Origin of the sequence: Nesterenkonia sp. AY15 (assembly GCF_022565855.1) — a bacterium.
In the GTDB taxonomy this organism is placed as follows: domain Bacteria; phylum Actinomycetota; class Actinomycetes; order Actinomycetales; family Micrococcaceae; genus Nesterenkonia.
Map to the genome: position 1 here is coordinate 276,531 of NZ_JAJOYV010000002.1, position 18,802 is coordinate 295,332.

General features: G+C 68.2%; 17 protein-coding genes and 1 tRNA gene. 10 read left to right on the plus strand and 8 right to left on the minus strand.

Annotated features, from left to right (window positions below):
- Positions 1–86: 86 nt before the first annotated feature.
- Positions 87–788, minus strand: coding sequence for a histidine phosphatase family protein (locus tag LSI54_RS05155; RefSeq protein WP_241476107.1), 702 nt, complete (start codon positions 786–788; stop codon positions 87–89).
- A gap of 170 nt (positions 789–958) precedes the next feature.
- On the opposite strand from LSI54_RS05155, the gene LSI54_RS05160 reads away from it, so the two are divergent.
- Entirely contained in the window at positions 959–1,936 is a 978-nt protein-coding gene (locus LSI54_RS05160) for a hypothetical protein (protein WP_241477871.1), read from the plus strand.
- On the opposite strand, the gene purN is transcribed toward LSI54_RS05160, so the two are convergent.
- Positions 1,923–2,501: a phosphoribosylglycinamide formyltransferase gene (gene purN, locus LSI54_RS05165; protein WP_241470623.1), complete on the minus strand. Its 579-nt coding sequence runs from the start codon at positions 2,499–2,501 to the stop codon at positions 1,923–1,925. The genes LSI54_RS05160 and purN overlap by 14 nt on opposite strands.
- Positions 2,502–2,575: 74 nt before the next feature.
- Between purN and LSI54_RS05170 the strand changes: the two genes are divergently transcribed.
- Positions 2,576–3,001, plus strand: a complete 426-nt coding sequence (locus LSI54_RS05170) for a hypothetical protein (protein WP_241465486.1) — start codon at positions 2,576–2,578, stop codon at positions 2,999–3,001.
- Between the two features lie 70 nt (positions 3,002–3,071).
- On the opposite strand, the gene LSI54_RS05175 is transcribed toward LSI54_RS05170, so the two are convergent.
- The gene (locus tag LSI54_RS05175) at positions 3,072–4,430 is read right to left on the minus strand and encodes a cell division protein PerM (RefSeq protein ID WP_241470624.1); all 1,359 of its coding nucleotides are present in this window, start codon (positions 4,428–4,430) and stop codon (positions 3,072–3,074) included.
- Positions 4,431–4,479: 49 nt separating this feature from the next.
- Positions 4,480–5,232 (minus strand): TSUP family transporter, encoded by a 753-nt coding sequence (locus LSI54_RS05180; protein ID WP_241465488.1) that lies wholly within the window; start codon positions 5,230–5,232, stop codon positions 4,480–4,482.
- A gap of 102 nt (positions 5,233–5,334) precedes the next feature.
- On the opposite strand from LSI54_RS05180, the gene LSI54_RS05185 reads away from it, so the two are divergent.
- Positions 5,335–6,606: a glycosyltransferase family 4 protein gene (locus LSI54_RS05185; RefSeq protein ID WP_241470625.1), complete on the plus strand. Its 1,272-nt coding sequence runs from the start codon at positions 5,335–5,337 to the stop codon at positions 6,604–6,606.
- 71 nt (positions 6,607–6,677) lie between these two features.
- On the opposite strand, the gene LSI54_RS05190 is transcribed toward LSI54_RS05185, so the two are convergent.
- Positions 6,678–7,817 (minus strand): App1 family protein, encoded by a 1,140-nt coding sequence (locus tag LSI54_RS05190; protein WP_241465490.1) that lies wholly within the window; start codon positions 7,815–7,817, stop codon positions 6,678–6,680.
- 73 nt (positions 7,818–7,890) lie between these two features.
- On the opposite strand from LSI54_RS05190, the gene LSI54_RS05195 reads away from it, so the two are divergent.
- The 3 genes from LSI54_RS05195 to LSI54_RS05205 all read left to right on the plus strand — a co-directional run bounded on the left by LSI54_RS05195 (position 7,891) and on the right by LSI54_RS05205 (position 10,642).
- Entirely contained in the window at positions 7,891–8,865 is a 975-nt protein-coding gene (locus LSI54_RS05195) for an inositol monophosphatase family protein (protein ID WP_241470626.1), read from the plus strand.
- 59 nt (positions 8,866–8,924) lie between these two features.
- Entirely contained in the window at positions 8,925–10,061 is a 1,137-nt protein-coding gene (locus LSI54_RS05200) for a VIT1/CCC1 transporter family protein (protein ID WP_241465492.1), read from the plus strand.
- A 128-nt stretch (positions 10,062–10,189) separates the two neighbouring features.
- A complete protein-coding gene (locus tag LSI54_RS05205; RefSeq protein ID WP_241465493.1) occupies positions 10,190–10,642 on the plus strand; it encodes a pyridoxamine 5'-phosphate oxidase family protein in 453 nt (150 codons plus the stop codon).
- Between the two features lie 137 nt (positions 10,643–10,779).
- On the opposite strand, the gene sucD is transcribed toward LSI54_RS05205, so the two are convergent.
- From sucD to LSI54_RS05220, 3 genes are all read right to left on the minus strand, one after another.
- Positions 10,780–11,694 (minus strand): succinate--CoA ligase subunit alpha, encoded by a 915-nt coding sequence (gene sucD, locus LSI54_RS05210; protein ID WP_241470627.1) that lies wholly within the window; start codon positions 11,692–11,694, stop codon positions 10,780–10,782.
- A 15-nt stretch (positions 11,695–11,709) separates the two neighbouring features.
- Positions 11,710–12,888 (minus strand): ADP-forming succinate--CoA ligase subunit beta, encoded by a 1,179-nt coding sequence (gene sucC / locus LSI54_RS05215; RefSeq protein ID WP_241470679.1) that lies wholly within the window; start codon positions 12,886–12,888, stop codon positions 11,710–11,712.
- Positions 12,889–12,961: 73 nt separating this feature from the next.
- Entirely contained in the window at positions 12,962–15,655 is a 2,694-nt protein-coding gene (locus tag LSI54_RS05220) for an ATP-dependent helicase (protein ID WP_241476110.1), read from the minus strand.
- 100 nt (positions 15,656–15,755) lie between these two features.
- Here LSI54_RS05220 and LSI54_RS05225 point away from each other — a divergent pair, with 100 nt between their 5' ends.
- From LSI54_RS05225 to LSI54_RS05240, 4 genes are all read left to right on the plus strand, one after another.
- The gene (locus tag LSI54_RS05225; protein WP_241465496.1) at positions 15,756–16,484 is read left to right on the plus strand and encodes a hypothetical protein; all 729 of its coding nucleotides are present in this window, start codon (positions 15,756–15,758) and stop codon (positions 16,482–16,484) included.
- Between the two features lie 91 nt (positions 16,485–16,575).
- A tRNA-Arg gene (locus tag LSI54_RS05230) sits at positions 16,576–16,651 on the plus strand.
- A 376-nt stretch (positions 16,652–17,027) separates the two neighbouring features.
- Positions 17,028–17,195, plus strand: a complete 168-nt coding sequence (locus tag LSI54_RS05235) for a hypothetical protein (RefSeq protein ID WP_241465497.1) — start codon at positions 17,028–17,030, stop codon at positions 17,193–17,195.
- Between the two features lie 427 nt (positions 17,196–17,622).
- Entirely contained in the window at positions 17,623–18,729 is a 1,107-nt protein-coding gene (locus tag LSI54_RS05240; RefSeq protein ID WP_241470629.1) for an alkene reductase, read from the plus strand.
- The last annotated feature ends 73 nt before the right edge of the window (positions 18,730–18,802 follow it).

Below are 18,802 nucleotides of genomic sequence, written 5' to 3' on the forward strand. Positions count from 1 at the left end.
CGTAGAAGTGCTGCCGGGGCCATAAGTCACACAGCGGTGCCTGGCGGAGGGATTGGACGCTGAGTCAGGCGCGAGCCCGGCGCCGGTCAGGCGCCGGGGAGGTTCGTGGCGTCCTTGAGCAGCTCGCGGTTGGGCTCGGCGTAGCTGACGGACTCCACACCGCCAGGGCCGATGTGCAGCGAGGTCACCGAGGTCAGCGAGCACTCGCGGTCGCGCGGGTCGTGGAAGAGCGGGCGGCCCTCGGCCCAGAGCCGGGTCACCCAGATCGGCAGCTGATGGGAGACGACGACCACCTCGGCCCCGTCGCCATGGGCGGCGACGGCCTGGTCGGAGAGGTCCTTCACCGCGGCGAGCACCCGGTTGACCTGGGACGTGTACGGCTCACCCCAAGAGGGTCGCAGCGGGTTGATCAGCAGCGGCCACCAGCGTGGGTTCTTCAGCTGCTGTTTCACCTCGGAGAGTCCTTCGAAGGCGTTCTCGGCCTCGAGCACCCTCTCCTCCACGGTGACGGGAAGTCCCAGACGTGCGGAGATCGGGGTCACCGTCTCCTGCGCCCGCTGCAGCGGCGACGCGGCGAGCATGTGAACCGGCCGGCCGGCCGCGGCCCGCTGTTGGAAGTAGTCGGCGATCCCCTCCGCCATCTGCTGGCCCAGCTCAGAAAGACCGAAACCGGGCAGCCGTCCGTAGAGGACCCTGCCTGGATTGTGGACCTCGCCGTGGCGCACCAGGTGCACGGTGGAGCCGGCCTGTGGCGCGCTGAGTGGATCCGTGATGTCCCGAGGTTTCATGGGGCACAGTCTTGCAGAGATCTGCGCGGCCGCCGCACTTGCGGGAGCACCCAGGGTGGGGTGCGAACCTGGCCGCCGATACAGTAGTGCTGAGATCGGACCGTGGCAGCGCCGCGGGTCTTATAGGTGCCCAGCGTGCTGACCAGGACCGGGCGCAGAGGAGGGACAGCATGAGCAGCACACCGGAAGAGAATCGCCCCCCGGAGCAGCCCCGCTGGGGTCAGCGCCGACCAGAGGGCTCTGTCCCGCATCAGGAGCCCGGACAGGGCTCGGATCCTGGCCGGGGACAGTCCCCGGGGTACGGGCGGTCTGCCGGGTATGGCGAGTCGGCCGGCTACGGCCAGCCCCCCAGCTCCGGCCAGGCAAGCTACGGCCAGTCGAATTATGGTCAGCCCGGTGGTGGTCAGTTCGGCTACGGAACGACGCAGGGGCAGCTCCAGCCCGGCTATGGCCAGCACCCCGGCGGCGGGCACGGGCCGGGGGCTGTCCCCACCCGGAAGCCGAAGCGTCCGCTGACGCTGATCCTGGCCATGGTGCTGATGCTCCTGGCCGGCGCCGCGACCCTCACGCTGAGCATATTGAGCTTCCTGGACTTCACCTCGATGGACCCGCAGGACATCGATCCGTTCTGGACCCAGGTGGCGGAGGAGTCCCAGGCCCAGCAGGGCCCGGGTGCCGAGGAGCTCAGCGTCCAGGACCTGATGCTCGGGCTCGGAGTCATGGTGCTGCTGGGCGGGATCATCTTGGCTGTGCTCTACACGGTCTTCGCCTTCGTCGGCACCATGACGGGCAATGTCGGGCGGATCCTGGCCACGATCTTCCTCGCCGGCAGCGTGTTCATGATTCTCTTCGGCCCCGAGAACCTGATCGTGACCGGACTGAGCCTCGCCGCCATCGTGGCGCTCTGGCTGCCCGCCAGCAATGCCTACGTGCGCGATCGCAAGGCCTGGAAGGAATTCTCGCGGCCCGGGAACCCCTATGGCGGTCCAGGTCAGCATGGCCCGCAGAACCCTCAGGGCTGGGCGCCCCAGCAGCCTGACCCGTACCAGCAGCAGAGCCCCTCCCAACAGCAGGGCCCCTACCAGCAGAACCCCCATCAGCAGGGCCCGCCGCAGGACAACCCGTATGGAGGATCTACCCCACGGTGATCGTCCCGGAGCTGATGCCGGCGAGCGTGTCCACCAGCAGCCGTCGCTCGTGCACCTTGATCCGCTCGTGCAGCGAGTCCTGGTCATCGTCCTCGCGGACCCGCACGGCCTCCTGGGCGAGGATCGGCCCGGTGTCCACCCCGGCGTCGACCTGATGCACGGTGCAGCCGGTGACCTTGACCCCGTGGGCCAGGGCGTCGCGCACCGCGTGTGCACCGGGGAAGCTCGGCAGCAGCGCCGGATGGGTGTTGATGATCGCAGCGCCTGCGTTCGCGAGGAACTCGGTGCCCAGTATCCGCATGAATCCGCTGGAGACCACCAGATCAGGAGTGTGGGCGCGGACGGCATCCGCCAGTTCCATGTTCCACGCGGAGCGGTCCCCGCCCTTGACCAGCGGCACCGCGAAGGTGGGGATCTGCGCCGTCGTCGCCCGGACGAGCCCGCCGCAGTCGGGGACCTCGGACCCTACGGCCGCGATCTCGAGGTCCAGCTCACCGCCCTGCACAGCGTCGATGACGGCTTGGAGATTCGTCCCCGAACCGGAGACCAGGACCACTATTCGCATGACCGCCAGCCTACTGCCGGTTCTTCGCCTCGGCAGTCCCGACCCGTGCAGGGACCCGGATAGGGTGGTGGACCATGAGCACCCCATCACCAGGCCGGAGCCGCGCCACTGACCTTGATGAGTCGACATTCCGCTTCTATGGCCGCTTCACCGGGTGGCTCGTGCTGGCCCTGCTGCTGAGCTATCTGGGTCTGCAGCTGCCGCTGCCCTGGCGGCTGCTGGCAGTGGTGGCGGGCCTGGTCGGCTTCGCCGGCGGGATCATCCTGCTGGTCCAATGCTTTCGCAGGCGGCTTCCGGTGATGATGCACGTCAGCGCGATCGCGGCTCTGCTGTGCTGCGGGATCTTCACCTTCACCGCCGGCTCGCAGGCCATCTTCTGGCAGGCCACGGTGGACTTCGATGACTGCAAGGCCAGCGCGCTGACCGAACGCTCGATGGACCGGTGTCTGCTCGAATACGAGGACGGCATGATGAGCTCGATCCCCGGTTTCGGGCGCTGAGAGTCAGAACAGACCCGCCGGGCTCGGGTGCGTCTCGGACGATCCTCGCTCGAGCCTCGGGCAGCTCTGCTCAGCCTGTGGTGCGGCGGCGGAGCCTCTGCCCCGCCACCGAGACGCTGTAGCCGAGGATGGCGCCGAGAGCGACCCAGACTCCGAGCATCCCAGCGCTGAGCAGCGCGTGCGGACCGATGTCGGTCATCCGTCCCACCCCCAGCGAGATGTGCGAGAGCCACAGCGGCCCCACCGCCAGCAGGGCGGTGACCAGTCCGGTGAGGACTCCGAGCGAGAGGGTGGACAGCACCGCCGCCAGTGGACGCCAGGAGATCCGCAGCGTGAACCAGTCGTCCAGATGGTTCTCCCCCTCACGCATGAGCCACCAGCCGGCGAGCACACCGGCGAGCACCGGCAGACCCAGCACGAAGAGCCCGTACGGGTGGGCCTCCACCGGCAGCGCGGCGAGCACCGGCACCGCCGGCACGGCGCCCAGCTCGGTGCCCAGCGGAGAGACCAGCGATCCTGAGCCCAGCGCGAAGCCGGACCCGGTGGAGTAGGCCAGTGCCCAGAGGATGAGGTTCGGAGCCAGACCCAGATGTAGAATGGTCAGCCCGAGGACACCTGCGATCCCCGGGTTCAGCTGCTCATAGACGTTCGCGATCTGCATCCACTGCACGCCCAGCTGCCCGGCCAGCAGCAGCGCCGCCAGTCCGCAGGCGGCGACGAAGCCGACCAGGCCGGCCCGGCCCACAGCCCAGGCGTAGGACCCGGCCCAGCGCAGCCGCTGAGACAGCTCGTCGATCCGAGCCTCCAGGTCCGTGCCGATCATCCGCGCCGCGCTGCGCGCCTCGGCGTAGCAGCCGGCGAGCGCCGCCAGACTCATCAGCACCGCGGCGCAGAGCGCCGCCAGCCAGGGCATCACCTGGAAGGTCGCGGCCTGGGCCACCCAGGCGATCCCGGCCGCGCCGGCCGCGTATCCGAGGATCAGCGGAAGCAGCCCCTGCCAGAGCTGATCTGAATAGGAGCCGCGGGCGATCCGCCCGCCGGCCCGCCAGCCCAGCCACAGCGGGATCAGCGTCAGGCCCAGCGGCACCAGGTGGAACCAGCCCCCGCCGGGGACTTCCAGGGCCCCGCCCAGGGCGCCGGGGTCGAGGGTGATCACCAGTTCCACGGGGGTGCCGTGCAGCACCAGCCACACCTGCGCCGCCAGGGATACCACGAAGTTCGGGTTGAACGCGGAGAAGCCCCCCGCGAGGCTCATCACGAGCACCGGCAGCCCCACCAGCAGGATCGTGATCAGCAGGATCTGCGCGGCCTCGACCAGCCCGATGAGCCACAGCGGAGGGGCGGGCAGGCTGAATCGACGCCGGGTGCGGGTCGGCGGCTTCGCTGCTGGAGTCGCGGCGGCGCTGGGTTCGGTGTCGGTGGTGGCCATCGGTCCTATCGTGCCAGCAGGGACCGGTCTTCGGCTGGAGCAACAGGCCTCAGCCGAACATCAGTCGCAGACCTGTGATCAGCGCCATGATCGAACCGATGAAGGCCAGGATCAGCACGAGTCGGCGCACCAGCGCCTCGTCGATGCGGCGCTGCAGCCACTCCCCGATCACGATCCCGAGCACGATCGCCACCACGGACCCGGCCCAGGCCCACCAGGGCAGACCGGGGAGCGCGCCGTCGTCGAAGGACCATTTGATCCCGAAGGAGCCCAGCGAGAGCAGGATCCAGATCGGCTGCAGCGTGGCGATCATCGACATGATCGGCCAGCGCGAGAGGACCGCGTAGATCGTCATCGCGGGGCCGCCGACCCCGGCGATGACGGTGCCTGCTCCCGATCCGATGCCCGCGATCACCCGTGTGGTGGCGCCGTCGGCCTGGAAGGTGATCCGACTCAGCAGCATCGAGGTGATCAGACCGATGATCACCAGGGCCGCGACCACCACGTAGAGCGGCCCGGCCGAGGAGTTCACCGAGATCCACGCGGCGGCCGGCATCACTGCGAGCGCCGGCAGGCCCAGCCAGAGCACCTTGCGCCATTCGATGTCGCTCCAGATCCGTGGGAGCACCAGCATCGGCGCGAAGATGCTCAGGAAGTTCACCAGCATCACACCCTCGTGGGCGCCGATGAGCACGACGAGAAAGGGGGCCATGACCATGCCGAAGCCGAGTCCCACCAGACGTTGGATGACTGCGGCGAGCAGGACCAGGCCGACGACGGCGAGAGGGATCAGTGCTTCCACCTGGTCACCTTATCCGCTGGTGGGGAAAACGTTTGAGCAGCGTTCACAGTGCGGTCACGGCCACGACGGCCCGCGCTTCTCCGGCCTGCCTAGCCTGAGGGCGTGAGAGTTGTCGTGGTGACCGAATCATTCCTGCCCCACATGAACGGCGTGACGAACTCCGTGCTTCATGTACTCGCCCACCTACGTCGCCGCGGCGATGACGTCACCGTCATCGCCCCCGCCGACACCATGTTCGACGCCGGCCCGCGGACAGAGTCCGGCGGCCCGGGCGGAGAGCTCTGTGAAGGCTTCCCGGTCATCCGGGTTCCCTCGCTGCCGCTGCCGGACTATCCGAAGGTCCGGGTCGCAGCGGGCTTCGTGACCCGGATCCGCCACCTGCTCGAGCAGATCCGTCCCGACGTGGTCCATGTGGCGTCTCCCTTCGTGCTCGGCTGGCGCGCGATCCAGGCGGCGGCCGCGCTGGGAGTGCCCACCGTGTCGATCTACCAGACCGAGGTGCCCACCTATGCGGCGCGCTACGGACTCCCCTGGGCCACGGAGCTGCTCTGGCAGCACGTGGACCGGATGCACACCTCATCCACGCTGACTCTGGTCCCGTCCTCCTTCTGCCGTGAGCAGCTCACCCGGCGCGGCATCAAACGGCTGAAGACCTGGCGCCGGGGCGTGGACACCGCACGGTTCTCCCCGGAGCGGCGCAGCGCGGAGCTCCGGGCCCGGATCAGCAGCCCGGCGGCCGGTCCAGACGGCTCAGCAGCCGGTCCGGGCGCTGTCGGGACAGACACCGGCGAGAAGCTGATCGGATTCGTCGGGCGGCTGGCCTCGGAGAAACAGATCGAGGACCTGGCGGTGCTCGACGCGCTTCCGGGCACCCGGCTGGTGATCATCGGCTCGGGGCCGCAGGAAGATGCGCTGCGCCGGCGGCTGCCCCGCGCGCACTTCGCCGGCTTCCAGTCAGGCGATGATCTGGGCGCCCATGTGGCGAGCCTGGATGTCTTCGTCCACCCCGGAGAGGCCGAGACCTTCTGCCAGACCATCCAGGAGGCGATGGCCGCTGCGGTGCCGGTGGTCGCGGTGGGCCGGGGCGGACCGCTGGACCTGGTCGACGTCGGACGCACCGGCTGGCTCTACCGCCCCGGTGACCTGAACGGGCTGCGCTCCGCGGTGGAGCACCTGGTCAACGATGACGCGGCCCGCCGGGATTTCGGACTGCGCGCGCACGAGAGCGTGCAGGGCCGCACCTGGGAGGCGGTGTCCAATGAGCTGATCGGGCACTATGCCCGCGCCGTGGAGGTCAACCGACGGGTCCGCACGATGCACGCCCGGCCGCGGCGCTCCGAGTCCTGGGCGGCCGAAGCGACCTCGACCAGCTGAGCCTCAGAACAGGGCTGCGCTCAGCGCCGGTTGAACCTCAGCGCCGGTTCAACCTCAGCGCCGGTTGAACCTCAGAGAAGGCCGTGCTGGGAGAGCTTCGCGGCGATGTCCTTGCCGTCGGGGCCGTAGATCCACGGGATCCGCCGATCCCCGGCGAGCTGGACGGCGTCGTTGGGCTCGGTCGGGTCGCCGTAGTTGAGCAGATCGTTGCCCACCGGGTCCTCGGCGCGGCCACCTGCCAGCATCGCCTCGGAGTACGTCAGCTCGCGGATGATCACCGCGGTGACATGTTCAGGATGGCGGCGGACGAAGTCGGCGTAGATGCTGGGGTCGTGCTGACCGTCATCGCCGATCAGCACCCAGGACATCTCGGGGAAGTCCTGCGCCAGGCGTTCCAGCTGCTCCGCCTTGTGCTGCTGGCCGGAGCGGAACCAGCGGTCCGCCGTCGGGCCCCAGTCGGTGAGCAGCAGCGGCCCCTGCGGGTAGAGGTTCCGGGTGAGGAACCGGGTCAGCGTCTGCGCCACGTTCCAGGCACCGGTGGAGATGTAGATGACCGGGGAGCCGGGGAAGCTGACCATCAGCCGCTCCATCATCACCGCCATGCCGGGGGTGGGTGTGCGGGCGTGCTCGTCCAGCACGAAGGAGTTCCAGGCCGCCAGCAGCGGCCTCGGGAGCGTGGTGACCACCACGGTGTCGTCGATGTCGCAGACCACACCGGTGAGCGTCGCATCATCGATGATGTGCACCTCGGCGGTGGTGGCCTCGCTTCCGGGGGCACGCAGGGTGACCTGCTGCCAGCCCGGCTCCAGGTCGACCTTGATCACCGCATCCACGATCCCGCCGCGGTCAGCGACCACCTCGAACTCCCGGCCGGCGATCTCCACCGTGATCTCCGCAAAGGGCACGGGGGCGGAGACGAAGTTGCGCCAGCCGCGGACCCCGTCGGCGATGACCTTGGCCACGCGGCGGCCGTTCTCGAAATCGGAGTCCGGGGCCATCACCACCCGGGAGAACACGCGGACCCAGCGCCGACAGCCGTAGCCGGTCATCGAGAGCATCGTGACATTGAGCCCGCGCCGGCGCGCGAGTCCGAGCCGGAACTGGTGCCAGCCGTCCTCGGTCTTCATCACCCGGTTCCGGGTGCGATCGCGGTAGTGCGATAGCACGGCGGCGTTGTCCTGAATAACCTCAGTGGGCTCTGGGTTCGTCATCGGCTCGATCATACCGGCTTGTGCGCTGGGCCACTGCCGCAACTCCCAGGTGGCAGGTGGGTAGGGTGAACCTGTGCTGAACACCACCGCTCCCCGCCCCGACCCGCGCCAGCTGCGCACGATCGCCCTGGAGGCCGCAGAGGCGGCCGGGGCCCCGCTGGTGCAGGCCTTCCGCGCAGTCCCCGACGACCCTGAGCCTGGCACCGCGGGCCCCGGAAGTGCGGGTTCCGGAGGTGCTGGTTCCGGAAGTGTGGCGATGGGAGTGAGCACCAAGACCAGCACCCATGACCTGGTCACCATCCATGACACGGCCACCGAGGACGCCCTCGCCGCCGCACTGACCGCGGCCGTCCCGGACTCCTGGATCACCGGGGAGGAGTCAGGCGCCCGCGGCAGCGGCTCACTGGAATGGATCATCGATCCCATCGACGGGACCAGCAACTTCGCGCACGGCTTCGCGATGTTCTCGATCTCCATCGCCGCGGTCTTCGCCGGCGAGGTCATCGCCGGTGTGGTCCACGACCCGATCAATCGGCTGAGCTTCTCCGCCGACGATGACGGCGCCTACCTCTCCTGCCACCAGCGGGCCGAGACCCGGTTGGGAGCCTCCCGCAGCGCCCCGCGCACCGGTGCGCAGCTGAACCTGATGACCAGCTACCCCTCCGCGGAGGTGCTGGCCCAGGAGGGGCCGCTCGCGCTGGAGGCCTTCGCGGAGATGGTCACCAGCTTCTCCACGGTCCGCCGGGTGGTCTCCGGAGCGTTGGAGCTCTGCCATGCCGCGGCAGGATGGAATGACGTGGTGCTCGGGGTGGACACCAAGCCCTGGGACATCGCGGCAGGGATGCTCATCCTGCGTCGCGCCGGCGGCACCTACCTCGCCCTCGGCGGGAGCCCCGAGCCCCTCGCTGGGGATGCGGAGCACCTCGACGGGACCGCTGACCACCTGGCCCCGGACTATCTGGGGCTGGGCCCCGGGGTGGACTCCCCCGCGGCCCACCGACTCTTCAGTGAGGCCAGCGCCCGGCGTCGTCGGTTTAGCCATTCCTGAACTTCGTCACAGGCCGTTCAGGAGTCCCGGACGCGCGAAGATCGGGAAGACTGAGTCCAATGAGACCAAGCGAGCCCGCAGATTCCGCCGCCGCGTCGCGCGCACCGCGCACGCAGAACGCCGGCCCGACGACTCGGCAGATCCGTCGCTGGCGGAAATACCTCGCCGATGAGCAGGCCGAGGGGCGGCTGTACACCGCTCTCGCGGAGCGCAAGCGCGGTGAAGAGCGTCAGGTCCTGCTCGGCCTGGCCGCGGCGGAGAAGCGCCATGAACAGCATTGGCGGGATCTCCTCGGACCCGACGCGGAGCGGCTTCCCGCCCCCTCGGCCCACCGGGTCCTGCTGGGCTGGATGGCGCGGATCTTCGGGTCGGTGTTCATCCTCGCGCTGGCTCAGCGCGCCGAGGGCGGCTCCCCCTATGACGGCGATGACGACGCGACTGCGCGGATGGCCGCCGATGAGGCGATCCATGAAGAGGTCATCCGGGCACTGGCCACGCGCGGTCGGGAGAAGCTCTCCGGTGGTTTCCGCGCCGCGGTCTTCGGCGCCAATGACGGGCTGGTCTCGAACCTCGCGCTGATCGTGGGCATGGGTGGCACCGGTGTGGGGTCCGGGGTGATCCTGCTGACCGGGCTCGCCGGGCTGCTCGCCGGGGCGCTGTCGATGGCCGCCGGCGAGTTCGTCTCGGTGCGCAGCCAGCGCGAGCTGCTCGACGCGACCCGCCCCACCCAGGTCACCCTGCGCGCCGCCCCCGACCTGGACTTCGACCATAACGAGCTGATCCTGGTCTACCGGGCCCGCGGCATGAGCGAGGCCGACGCGGAGCATCGTGCGCTGGAGCGGCTCGACGTCTTCACCTGCGACTGCAAGCCCGAGCTCTCCCACGATCCGGAGCAGTCGATCGATTCCCACGCCATCGTGGGCTCGGCCTGGACCGCGGCGGGCTCCAGCTTCGTGTTCTTCGCCGTCGGCGCCCTGATCCCGGTGCTGCCCTACCTGCTGGGCAGCGAGGGGACCACGGCGATCCTGATCGCCAGCTCGCTGGTCGGGGTCGCGCTGCTCGCCACCGGCGCAGCCGTGGGGCTGCTCTCCGGGGCTTCCCCGCTCAAGCGCGGGCTGCGCCAGCTGTGCATCGGCCTCGGCGCCGCCGCTGTCACCTACCTGCTGGGCTCGCTGCTCGGCGGAACGCTGGTCTGATCGGCGGCCTCATCAGCGGCCCGCTCGGGCGCCGCCTCCCGCCGCAGCCGGCTCTTCTACGCGATGTAGACACGGTCTAGACTCAGGGGTGCACAGCGAAGTGCATCACCGACTGAGAGGCGGCGGCAATGTTTGAACACGCTGAGGGCGAACCGATCCTGGTGCTGAGCGAGGACCAGTGCTGGTCCCTGTTGGAAGGCGTCCAGCATGGGCGTCTGGTCACCGTGGTCGGCGGACGGGCCGACATCTTCCCGATCAACTGCGCGGTGCAGGACCGCACCATCGTGCTGCGCACCGCTCCCGGCTCGAAACTTGCGGAGATGGCCATCAACGAGAGCGTGGTCTTTGAGACCGACGGGATCCTCTCGGATCAGGCCTGGTCGGTGGTGCTGCGGGGCACGGCGGCCCGCCTGGAGACCTCCGCAGAGCGGGAGGCCGCCGAGGAGCTGAATCTGAAGCCGTGGGTGCCGACTCTCAAGGACTTCTTCGTGCGGATCCGCCCGGAAGAGATCAGCGGGCGCCACTTCCGCTTCGGCGAGCATCCGGAGCGGGAGCTGGGCGAAGGCTCCGAGGGCGGCTGAGCCCTCCGTCGTCGCTGGGATGCTCGCTGCGCTCCGGGTGATCCCGCTGCGCAGCGCCCCGCGGACCCCTGGCACAGACCAGAACGGGGCCGTCCCTGATGATCAGGAACGGCCCCGCGCTGCGGTGTCTGTGAGCGTCAGCCCTTGAAGACCTCGCGAAGCAGCGAAGCGGTCTCGGACGGCGTCTTGCCGACCTTCACGCCTGCAGCCTCGAGGGCCTCCTTCTTGCCTTCAGCCGTGCCCGAGCCGCCGGAGACGATGGCGCCGGCGTGGCCCATGGTCTTGCCCTCGGGTGCGGTGAAGCCAGCCACGTAGCCCACGACGGGCTTCGTGACGTGCGCCTTGATGTAGTCGGCTGCGCGCTCTTCAGCATCGCCGCCGATCTCGCCGATCATCACGATGGCCTTGGTGTCCGGATCGTTCTCGAAGGCCTCCAGCGCATCGATGTGGGTGGTCCCGATGACCGGGTCGCCGCCGATGCCGATGGAGGTGGAGAAGCCGATGTCGCGGAGCTCGTACATCATCTGGTAGGTCAGCGTCCCGGACTTCGAGACCAGGCCGATGGGCCCGGCTTCGGTGATGTTGGACGGGGTGATGCCTGCCAGCGCCTGACCCGGGGTGATGATCCCGGGGCAGTTCGGGCCGATGATCCGGGTGACGGGCTTGCCGTCGGCACCGGTCTTGGTCAGCGAGAGGTTGAAGAACTCCGCGGAGTCCTGCACCGGGATGCCCTCGGTGATGACCACGAGCAGGCCGATGCCGGCTTCGATGGCCTCGACGGCGGCATCCTTGGCGAACTTCGGCGGCACGAAGGCCACCGAGACGTCAGCGCCGGTCTTCTCCATGGCCTCGGCCACGGTGGCGAACACGGGCAGCTCGACATCGTTGCCGGTCTTGTCCTTGTGGGACACGGCGGTGCCGGCCTTGCGAGCATTGACGCCGCCGACGATGTTGGTGCCTGCTTTGAGCATCAGGGCGGTGTGCTTGGTGCCCTCGCCGCCGGTGATGCCCTGGACGATGACCTTCGAGTCCTTGTTCAGGTAGATAGACATTGTGTGAGCAGGTCCTTACTTGTCAGTCCGCGCGGAGTGCGCAAGTTCGGCAGCCTTGTCGGCGCCGGCGTCCATGGTGTCAGCGGTGGTGACCAGCGGGTGGTTCGCCGCTTCCAGAATGCGGCGCCCCTCCTCCACGTTGTTGCCGTCGAGGCGGACCACGAGCGGCTTGGTGGCGGAGTCCCCGAGGATCTCCAGTGCCTTGACGATGCCATTGGCCACGGCGTCGCAGGAGGTGATGCCGCCGAAGACGTTGACGAACACGGACTCGACCTGCTCATCGCCGAGGATGACGTCGAGGCCGTTGGCCATGACCTCTGCCGAGGCGCCGCCGCCGATGTCGAGGAAGTTCGCCGGCTTCACGCCGCCGTGGGCTTCGCCCGCGTAGGCGACGACGTCGAGGGTGGACATGACCAGACCGGCGCCGTTGCCGATGATGCCGACCTGACCGTCAAGCTTGACGTAGTTCAGGTCGTTGGCCTTGGCCTTGGCCTCCAGCGGGTCCTCGGTCTGCTCATCCACGAGCTCCGAGTGCGCCGGCTGACGGAACTCGGCGTTCTCGTCGATGGTCACCTTGCCGTCGAGGGCGATGATCTGCCCGTCGCCGGTCTTCACCAGCGGGTTCACCTCGACCAGGGTGGCGTCCTCCTTGGAGAAGACGGTCCACAGCTGGATGAAGGCGTGAGCCAGCTGCTCATGCTGCTCTTCCGGGAACCCTGCCTGCTCGGCGATCTCTTTGGCCTTGGCCGCATCGATGCCGGTGTTCGGATCCACGCTCACCCGTGCCAGTGCCTCGGGCCGCTCTACGGCGAGCTGCTCGATCTCCACGCCGCCCTCTTTGGAGCACATGACGAGGTAGTCGCGGTTGGCTCGGTCCAGCAGGATCGAGAAGTAGTACTCATCTGCAATGTCTGCACCCTGGGCGATCATCACGCGGTGCACTGTGTGCCCCTTGATGTCCATGCCCAGAATGGCTTCAGCATGCTGCTGCGCTTCATCGGCGCTCTTGGCAAGTTTGACGCCGCCGGCTTTGCCGCGGCCTCCGACCTTTACCTGAGCCTTGACGACGACGGTGCCACCGATCTTCTCGGCGGCCGCCTTCGCTTCTTCCGGGGTCTGCGCCACGATTCCGGCCAGCACGGGAACGCCGTGTGCCTCGAAGAGATCGCGCGCCTGGTACTCATACAGGTCCACGTGTGTGTCCTTCTGCGTCGAAGTCATCTCTACATGTGAAGGTCGACGGCGTCGCGCGCTTCACGCGCAGCGCTCAGCTGACCTTCTCCAGTGGAGCATATCGCAGGAGGAGTCGCTTCTCAGACCCGGAGAAGCTCACTTTGGCCACGGTCTTGGCCCCGGAACCTTCGACGGCGAGCACCTCGCCCAGCCCGAAGCGTTTGTGGCTGACTCGGTCACCGGGACTCAGGCTGGGGATCTCACGATCCGGATCCACCTGGCTCGGCGCCGCGCCGCGGGTGGCCCCGGGCAGCGAGGAGGAGGTCTTCGTGCTGTCGGCCGCGCCGTAGATGGTCGCGCCGGAACGTGGCGCGCCGGAGTTGTAGGAGTTCGATCCTGAGCCCCAGCCGCCGCTGAGGCTGCCGGCGCCGCCCTGGATGGAGCCGCCGAATCCAGATGATCCGAACCCTGCCGAGCCGAAGCGAGGGCCGCGGGAGGAGGTGGAGGACGCGGCGCTGACCTCGATGAGCTCCTCAGGGATCTCACCGAGGAACTGGCTCGGCGGGTTGAACTGGTGCTGGCCCCACAGGTGCCGGGACTCGGCCCGGGAGAGGTAGAGCCGCTGCCGGGCGCGGGTCAGCCCCACATAGGCCAGCCGGCGCTCCTCGGCGAGCTCCTCGGGATCCGACATCGAGCGCGAATGCGGGAAGATCCCGTGTTCCATGCCGGTGAGGAAGACCACCGGGAACTCCAGGCCCTTTGCGGTGTGCAGGGTCATCAGGGTGACCTGGCCCTGCTCCACGGCCAGGCGCTGGGACTCCTCGTCCCCGGCCGAGGGGAGCGCGTCGGCGTCCGCGACCAGAGAGACCTGTTCCAGGAAGTTCGCGAGCGCACCGGGGCCCTCCTGCAGGTCGGCGCCGACGAACCCTGCCTCGCCCGGCGCCGCAGAGTCGACCTCGGGCTCGAGGAGGTCCTCTCCCTGCGTCACTCCCCCCTGGCCGGCGTCGCGTGCGGAGTCTGCGGCGGCCGCCTCGGTCTCGTACTCCTTGACCACCGCCACCAGCTCACCGAGGTTGTCCGCCCGGGACTCGTCCTGGAGGTCCTTGGACTGGCGCAGCGCTTCAAGCATGCCGGATTGTTCCAGCACGGCTTCGAGCACCACCGAGGGCCGACCGTCCTGGTTGAGCTGGATCAGGTCATCGATCATCCTCACGAAGGAGGCGATGGCCTTGAGCGAGCGGGTCGCGATCCCGGGGGCCTCCTCGGCTCGGCGCAGCGCCTCCAGGAAGGTGGTGCGGTCACGCGTGGCCAGCGTGGCCACCGCCCCTTCGGCCCGTTCCCCGATCCCGCGCTTGGGCTCGTTGAGGATCCGGCGCAGATTGACGTCGTCGTCAGGGTTGTTGACCACCCGCAGGTAGGCCAGCGCGTCCTTGATCTCTTTGCGGTCATAGAACCGCGTGCCGCCGATGACCCGGTACGGAATGCCGCGGTTGATCAGCCGCTCCTCCAGCGAGCGGGACTGCGCGTTGGTCCGGTAGAACACGGCGACGTCGGATGGCCTGATGCCTTCGGCGTCACCGAGTGAGTCGATGGTGCGCGCGATCCACTCGGCCTCGTCGTTCTCCGAGGGGGCCACGTGCAGCACCACCGGGGAGCCCTCGCCGAGCGCGGTCCAGAGCTTCTTCTCGGTCCGGTTCGGGTTCTGCGAGATCACCGCGTTGGCGGCGTTGAGGATGGTCTGCGTGGAGCGGTAGTTCTGCTCCAGCTTGATCGTGGTGGCGTCGGGGTAGTCGCGCGCGAATTCCACGATGTTGCGGATGTCGGCACCGCGGAACGCATAGATGGACTGGTCCGAGTCGCCGACCACGGTCAGCTCCGCCCCGGGGGTGGGGACCTGCGCCATGGCGTCCCCGCTGGTCTCGGTGGGGCCGGTCAGCTGGCGGACCAGCCGGTACTGGGCGTGGTTGGTGTCCTGATACTCATCGACCAGCACGTGCCGGAATCGCCGCCGGTAGCTGTCCAGGATCCGCGGGAAGGCGTCGAACATGTAGACCGTCTCGGCGAGCAGGTCATCGAAGTCATAGGCGTTCGCCGCGCGCAGCCGTTCGCTGTACTCCCGGTAGACCGTGGCGACCGCTTCGGAGAACGGCTCGTGGGCCGCGGTGGACTGGAACGCCTCGGCGTCGATGAGTTCGTTCTTCAGCGCCGAGATCTTGTTCTTCAGCGCACGCGGGGCGAACCGCTTCGGATCCAGGTCATGGGACTTCGCGATGGTGGTGATCAGCCGCAGCGAGTCCGCGCTGTCGTAGATGGTGAAGGTGGTTCGGCGACCCAGGTGGGCGGCCTCCGCGCGCAGGATCCGCACGCAGGAGGAGTGGAAGGTGGAGATCCACATGCGTTCGGCGGGTGGACCGATCATCTCCGCGATGCGGTCCTTCATCTCCCGGGCAGCCTTGTTGGTGAAGGTGATCGCCAGGATCTCATGCGGGCGAGCAGCGCCGCTGCGCAACAGGTGCACCACCCGGCGGGTCAGCACCCGGGTCTTGCCGGAGCCGGCGCCGGCGACGATCAGCAGCGGGGAGCCCGAGTGCAGCACGGCCGCCTGCTGCTCCGGGTTCAGCTCGGCGACGGCGTCGGCGGGGGCCTCAGCGGCTGGCGGCTGGTCCTGCTGCAGGACGGCGGCGCCGCCGTCGTCCTGGTGGGCGGGACTGCCTGCGGCGCTGGGGCTGGAAGGCCTGCGAAGACGTTCGGCGGGTGTGGCTTTCGGCGGGGTGAAGAGGAAATCCATGGTGGCCCCAGTCTAAGCGCCGGAGCTGACACCCACTCGGCGTGGAGGGCCGCTGAACCTCTGCCAGACTGGAGGCGAAGCAGATCTACTCAGGAGGGTCATGTCCAAGCGGCGCAAGAAGGTGCGGGGCAACCCCGCACGCGAGGCCACGGAGCCGGAATCCACAGGAGCCCCCGGGACCCCGGGCGGGCTCCGGGCGTTCCGCCAGGCGCGCCGTGAGGGGCGGGACATCTCCACGACGCCCAAGCGGCGCGACGACGTCCAAGACGGATACCTCAGCGCAGCCAGTCAGCGCGCCGGTGAGGGGACAGACTCCAATCCGCACCTGCTGCTCTACGCGCTCCTGGGGCTGACGGCCCTCCTCTTCGCGTACCTGCACCTCTATGCGCTGCCGCAGATGAACTATTTCGCCGGCGGCTTCTCGATGCCCGACAGCCGACTGCTGGGTTACTCGGTGGATGACATCGAGCGGCTGCGCAATGTCATGGACTCCGACGGCACCGGTCAGCTCAGCTTCCTGCACCGCACCGCCGGCATCCTCTTCCCGCTGTTCTTCCTGCTCTCGAGCTGGGCCGTGGTCGGGCTGGTCATGCGCCGCGGACTCCTACGCTGGCTCGTGCTCGCCGGCGCGGTGATCTTTGCCGCGGTGGACATCACCGAGAACTTCCTGATCGATCGGATCCTGACCATGGAATCCCTCGATGCCGGACTTGTGGCGGCCGCCTCATGGTTCACCGTGGTCAGCTGGGCGCTGCTGATCATCCTGGGGGCCGCGGTGGTCGGGTCAGTGGTGATGAGCCTGCTCCGGAAGGGCGTGGAACGCCCCTAGCCTGAGGCCACCCGCGGTTGGGCGGCGCCGCAGGTAGGATGGTTCGGTGCCGCGCTGGACTCGCGGCGCGCGGTGAACTTTCATCGCTCCACCCTCCGTAGCTCAGGGGATAGAGCACCGCTCTCCTAAAGCGGGTGTCGCAGGTTCGAATCCTGCCGGGGGGACCACTGAAAGCACTAGTCAGGGCGCTTGATGGCACGATACGGCGTCTACCGATTTCGAGCCAGTACGCAGTGAGCACGCAGCGGCTTCGATCCGATCCCCGAGGCTGGTCAGATCGTCCTCATAAAGGTCCGCGCAGGCGTCAAGTGTGAGAGCCGCTGATTCGTGGCCGAGGACGCGCTGCAACGCCTCGATCTCGGCTCCACCCTGGATGCGAGAGACGCACACGTACACAGCAGATCCTGAATCCGCATGACCAGCTCCCCTCATGCCGCGGAGACCGTTCGGAGATGTCGGACAGGTGCAGTGTCGCAGAACACATCTACAGTAGACCTAGCCGGTCTACTCAGGACCGGGGCCGACTAGAGGAGAGTGAGCAACATGCCCGAGACCAATTTCCAGGATGAGGTTCTGAACAAGCTTCGGTCGTTGGAACAGTCGATTCAAAGGATCGAAGCCGAATTGCTGCTTGTCAAGAATTACCAGCAAAATTTGGGAGAAGATCACACCGATTACGCAACTCGAGAGTCCACGACCGATACGCGATGAGGTTTGAGCTGGATTGAGGCACCTCAAAAGACGAAGACAAAAGAAGCGTTTTGATTTTCTTCTGATCTAAGGTATCGACACTCTCGCATTTTCTTATGCATATACTTTTTTGTAGTCTTCGTAAATACATCTACTGCTGTAAAGCTTATCGGAGAGGGCCGGTCCTGGTGACCGGCCCTCTCTCCCGTCCCGGAGCCGATCGTGCACAGGCCTGCTGAAGCGGGTGTCGCAGGTTCGGATCCTGCCGGAGGAACCAGAGGTCAGGAGATCAGATGGCGCGAAAGGCGCCTCGGTCCGCTGCGCCGCCAAGTGTGACCTTGCCCCGGATCAGGAATCGAAGCCGCCTCCGCACGGTTGCCCTGGGCAGAACACATCGGGCGTCGCTTCCAGGAAGCGCGCCTGCCGCCGTGCATGAAAGGACCTCCCCATGACTTCTTCCACCCAGGCCAGCCAGGTGCAGGACAAGCTCTTCTCGCCGCTCTCCCTCGGTGCCGTCGAACTGCGCAACCGACTCGTGATGGCCCCGCTGACCCGGATCCGAGCCGAGGAGGACGGGGTGCCGAACGAGATGATGGTCCAGTACTACACCCAGCGCGCCTCGCTCGGTCTGATCGTCACCGAGGGCACCTTCCCGGTGATGGAGGGGCGCACCTGGATCGGTCAGCCCGGGCTGGAGACCGCCGAGCAGGTCGCCGGCTGGCGGAGGGTCACCGAGTCGGTGCACGCCGCGGGTGGCAAGATCGTCGCCCAGATCATGCATGGTGGCCGCATCGGCCATGAGCTGATCTCCGGCACCGGCCGCGTCGTCGCACCCAGTGCGCTCGCCGCGCCCGGTGAGATCCGCACCCCGGAGGGCAAGGCGCCCCACCCGGTGCCGCACGCGCTGAGCGCCGAGGAGGTCGCGCAGACGATCATCGATTTCACCGAAGCCTCGCGCAACGCGATCGAAGCAGGCTTCGACGGTGTGCAGCTCCATGGCGCCAACGGCTACCTGCTCCATGAGTTCACCGCCCCGGGATCGAATGCCCGCACCGACGGCTACGGCGGCTCCCCCGAGAACCGCGCACGACTCTCGGTGGAGGTCGCGGCGTCGGTGTCCGAGGCGATCGGCGCGGACCGCACCGGGATCCGGCTCTCCCCGCAGCACAACATCCAGGGCGCCCTGGAAGAGGACCACGACGACGCGATGGCCACCTACCGCTCGATGGCGGAGGGCTTCGCCCCGCTGGGGCTGAGCCACATCGACGTGCTCAACGCGGACCCGGCGAGCGAGATCGTGCAGCTGATCCGCCTCGTCTCCGGTGCCCCGCTGATCGCCAATTCCGGCTTCGGGGTGCAGACCACGCGCGAGGAGGCCGTCCGGCTGGTCGAGCAGGACCTGGCCGAGGCAGTGGGCGTGGGCCGCTCAGTCATCGCCAACCCGGACCTGGCCCGGCGCTGGGAACTGGGACTCGAGGAGAACGAGCCCGATCCCTCGACGTTCTACGTGGGCGGCGAGCGCGGCTACACCGATTACCCAGCCCTGCAGAGCTGAACGCTGCCGGACTGGGCGCTGCGGGACCCCTCGAAGTGCACGCGCCCTGACTCGTCGGCAGTCTCATCCTGGG